Annotated in this window: 4 protein-coding genes; 3 read left to right on the top strand and 1 reads right to left on the bottom strand. The window is 68.0% G+C overall.

The features are described from left to right. Positions 1–636, top strand: a 636-nt coding sequence (locus tag ACESL5_RS09580; RefSeq protein ID WP_372592556.1) for an HAD family hydrolase, incomplete at its 5' end; no start/stop codon positions are given. On the opposite strand, the gene ACESL5_RS09575 is transcribed toward ACESL5_RS09580, so the two are convergent. Then, positions 633–1,424 carry a TIGR01458 family HAD-type hydrolase gene (locus ACESL5_RS09575; RefSeq protein WP_372592555.1) on the bottom strand — a complete coding sequence of 264 codons (792 nt, stop codon included), beginning with the start codon at positions 1,422–1,424 and terminating at the stop codon, positions 633–635. The two genes, ACESL5_RS09580 and ACESL5_RS09575, sit on opposite strands and share 4 nt — an antisense overlap. Before the next feature lie 136 nt (positions 1,425–1,560). On the opposite strand from ACESL5_RS09575, the gene trpS reads away from it, so the two are divergent. Together trpS and ACESL5_RS09565 are read left to right on the top strand one after the other, a co-directional pair. Next, positions 1,561–2,583, top strand: coding sequence for a tryptophan--tRNA ligase (gene trpS / locus ACESL5_RS09570; RefSeq protein WP_372592554.1), 1,023 nt, complete (start codon positions 1,561–1,563; stop codon positions 2,581–2,583). A gap of 6 nt (positions 2,584–2,589) precedes the next feature. After that, positions 2,590–3,602: NAD(P)H-hydrate epimerase (locus tag ACESL5_RS09565; protein ID WP_372592553.1), on the top strand; the 1,013-nt coding region annotated here is incomplete at its 3' end.

Here is a 3,602-nt window from a genome sequence, read left to right as displayed (position 1 = left end):
GTGTTTCTTGAGCGGAGGATGAGAGCGGTGATCCGTTGTGTGTTGTTCGACTTCGGTGGCGTCATTGCCGAGGAGGGGTTCCGCCGCGCGCTGGTGGAGGCCGCCCGGAGGCATGGGCTGGATGCCGATACCCTGCTCGGCCAGGCGATGGATGCCGTCTACGAGTCGGGTTTCGTCCTCGGGCGAGGCGACGAGGACGACTTTTGGGCCGTGTTGCAGGCGAAGGCCTCGCTCCCGGAAGACTTCTCCACCTTCCGTGACCGGGTGCTGCAGGGGTTTGAGTTGCGTCCCTCCATGCTGGCGCTGGTCGACGAGCTCCGCCAGCGAGGCCTGACGGTCGCCATTCTTTCCGACCAGACCCACTGGCTGGATGAGCTGGACCGGCGCGACGGGATCTATCGCCACTTCGATCGCGTGTTCAACAGCTACTACCTCGGCAAGGGCAAGCGCGATCCGACCCTGTTCCGGGACGTCCTTTCGGAACTGGGATTCGCCCCGGAGGAATCGCTGTTCGTCGACGACAGCGCCGGTCATGTGGAGCGAGCACGCGCGATGGGGCTCGAGGCGGTGCATTGCCCCGATCCGTCACCCTGCATCGAGGAGGTGAGGCGGCAGGTGGGCATCGAAGGGAGCTAGCTCTCTACCCGCGTCGCGTCCTGCCACCAGTCCGGCAATTCGGCGATGCTGTCGATCACGGCGGTCGGACGGATGCCCAGATCGAGATCGTCTGCACGGAACTTGCCGGTGCGCACCTGGATGGCGGCCAGCCCGGCCTGCATGGCGGCATCGACATCGCCACGGATGTCATCCCCGATCATCACCGCCTCCGACGGCGCGACCCCGAGCGATGCCAGCGCCGCTTCGAAGAACCCGCGGCCGGGCTTGCCCAGGACCACGGCCTCGATCCCCAGGGCATATTCAAGCGCCCGAACGAAGGGACCGGCATCCAGGCGTGGGCCGTCCTCGGCCTGCCAGTAGCGGGTCAGGCCGAGAGCCACCAGCGGGGTGCCGGGGTGATCGAAGAGCAGGCGGAAGGCGCGGTTGAGTGTGTGGAAGTCCCAGGACTCGCCGAGGTCGCCGATGACCACTGCCGCGGCCTGTTCGGCATCGGGTGGGGCGAGTGGCAGGTCGGCGAACTCCGCCCGGGTCCGCTCGGGGACGAATGTCGCCACCGGCCCGTCGGCGTGGCGATGCAGCCAGTCACTCGCGGCGACCGGCGGCGTCACGATCTCGTCGATGCTGGCGGCGATGCCCATCTTGGCAAGCTTCGCCATCAGTGCCTCGCGCGGGCGTGAGGTGGTGTTGGTCAGGAACCGGAACGGGATGGCATGCTCCCGGCACCAGCCGAGAGCCTCTGCCGCTCCCGGGATCGGGCGCTCGCCCTCGTAGAGCACGCCGTCCATGTCGAAGAGGATCGCTTTCATCGTTCGTCTCCCTCCCGGGTCGAGCCCGCGTACGGGCCGCGATGGCAGCCTTTGCTATGATGGCCGCCCCGCACGGCCCGGCCGTGTGAGCATGGATCGACCCGCAACCCAACGCATGACAGCCAACGACAAGCCTATGCCAAGTCAAGACAAGCCGCCGGTGGTCCTTTCCGGCATCCAGCCCTCCGGCCAGTTGCTCATCAGCCACTACGTCGGCGCGATCCGCAACTGGGTGAACATGCAGGACACGCACGACGCGCTGTTCATGCTGGTCGACCTGCATGCGATCACCGTGCGTCAGGACCCGGCCGAGTTCCGCTCGCGCTGCTACGACTTTCTCGCCCTGTACCTGGCCTGCGGGCTCGATCCGGACAAGAGCACGCTGTTCGTCCAGTCACACGTCCCCGCGCATGCCGAGCTGGGCTGGGTGCTCAACTGCTATACCTACATGGGTGAGCTCGAGCGCATGACCCAGTTCAAGGACAAGTCGCAGCGGCACCAGGCCAACATCAACGCCGGGCTGTTCGACTATCCCGTGCTGATGGCCGCCGACATCCTGCTCTACCAGGCCACCCACGTGCCGGTCGGCGCCGATCAGAAGCAGCACCTGGAACTCACCCGCGATCTGGCCATGCGCTTCAACAAGCTCTACGGCGACATCTTCACCGTGCCCGAGCCGTTCATCCCCAAGGCGGGTGCCCGCGTGATGTCGCTGCAGGACCCGACCGCGAAGATGTCGAAGTCCGATCCCAGCGAGGCCAGCTACGTCGCGCTGCTCGACGAGCCGAAGAAGATCCTCAAGAAGTTCAAGAAGGCGGTCACCGACTCGGACATGGAGATCCGCTTCGACCCGGAGAACAAGCCGGGCGTGTCCAATCTGATGACCCTGTTGTCGATCTTCGGTGACGAGTCGATCGAGTCGATCGAGAACCGCCTGGCCGGCGAGGGTTACGGCAAGCTCAAGGTCGAGACCGGCGAGGCGGTGATCGCCCACCTCGAACCGATCACGGCCCGCTACCGCGAGATCCGTGCCGACGAGGCGGGGCTGGACGCCATCCTGGCCAAGGGCGCCGAGCGCGCGGCCGCCCGCGCCCGCCCGACACTCCAGCGGGCCTTCGACGCGCTGGGCTTCCTGCCGCGTCCCGACATCCTCGGCTAGCTCGAGATGGCCGCCGACCGCCGCATCCCGCCGACCGTCCGCTGCCGCGAGCCGTCCCCGGCCCTGCAGTGGGCGCACACGGTCGAGGCCGTGGTCGCCCACGAGCAGGCCCTGTTCGCCGAGGGAGTCGACGCCTACGGTCTGATGGTGCAGGCCGGCACGGCCGCCTTCGATGAAATGCGCGAGCGCTGGCCGGCGGCGCGCCGGGTCGCCGTACTGGTCGGTCCGGGACAGAACGGCGGTGATGGCCTGGTGGTCGCTCGTCTGGCCCGCGAGGCAGGCCTGTCCGTCGACCTGCTCGGCTGGAAGCGACCCGAGTTCACCCAGGGGGCGGCGCGTGCCTGGCAGGCCCTGCGCGAGCGCGACGCCGACATCGACGTGATGGTCGAGCCCGACGACGTCCGGGACTCGCTGGCGTCCGCGGACGTAGTGGTCGACTCCCTGTTCGGCATCGGTCTGTCACGGAGAATCGAAGGGGCGGCCGCCGACTTCATGAGGCGGGTGGGCGAGTGCCTGGCCCATTCCCCCGCCGCCGTGCTGGCGGTCGATGCCCCGTCGGGCCTCGACTGCAATACCGGTACGGTCGATCCACTGACCCTGTCGGCTGATCTCACCGTCACCTTTCTTGGCATCAAGCGGGGACAGGTGACCGGAGCCGGGGTGACATATTGCGGCGAGCGGGTCCTTGCGGACCTCGGTTACCCCATGACCGAGGCGGCCCCCGGCTCCGCCCGCCTGTTGCACGGCAACTGGTCGCTCGCGCCGCGTCGGCCCGGTGGCCACAAGGGCAGCTATGGCACGGTACTGGTGGTCGCCGGCAACCTCGGCATGCCGGGCGCCGCACGGCTGGCGTCCGAGGCGGCCCTGCGTCTCGGCGCGGGGAAGGTGATCGTCGCGACTCATCCCGATCACTCCGCCACGCTGAACATCGGGCGCCCCGAGCTGATCGTCCATGGCGTTGCGAGTGGTGACGAGCTTTCCGGGCTGCTCGAGCAGTCGACGGCCGTCGTCGTCGGGCC

This window comes from Guyparkeria sp. (assembly GCF_041687595.1).
Taxonomy (GTDB): domain Bacteria; phylum Pseudomonadota; class Gammaproteobacteria; order Halothiobacillales; family Halothiobacillaceae; genus Guyparkeria.
The sequence above is the reverse complement of the archived record's forward strand: the minus strand, read 5'-3'. Positions and strand labels throughout refer to the sequence as shown.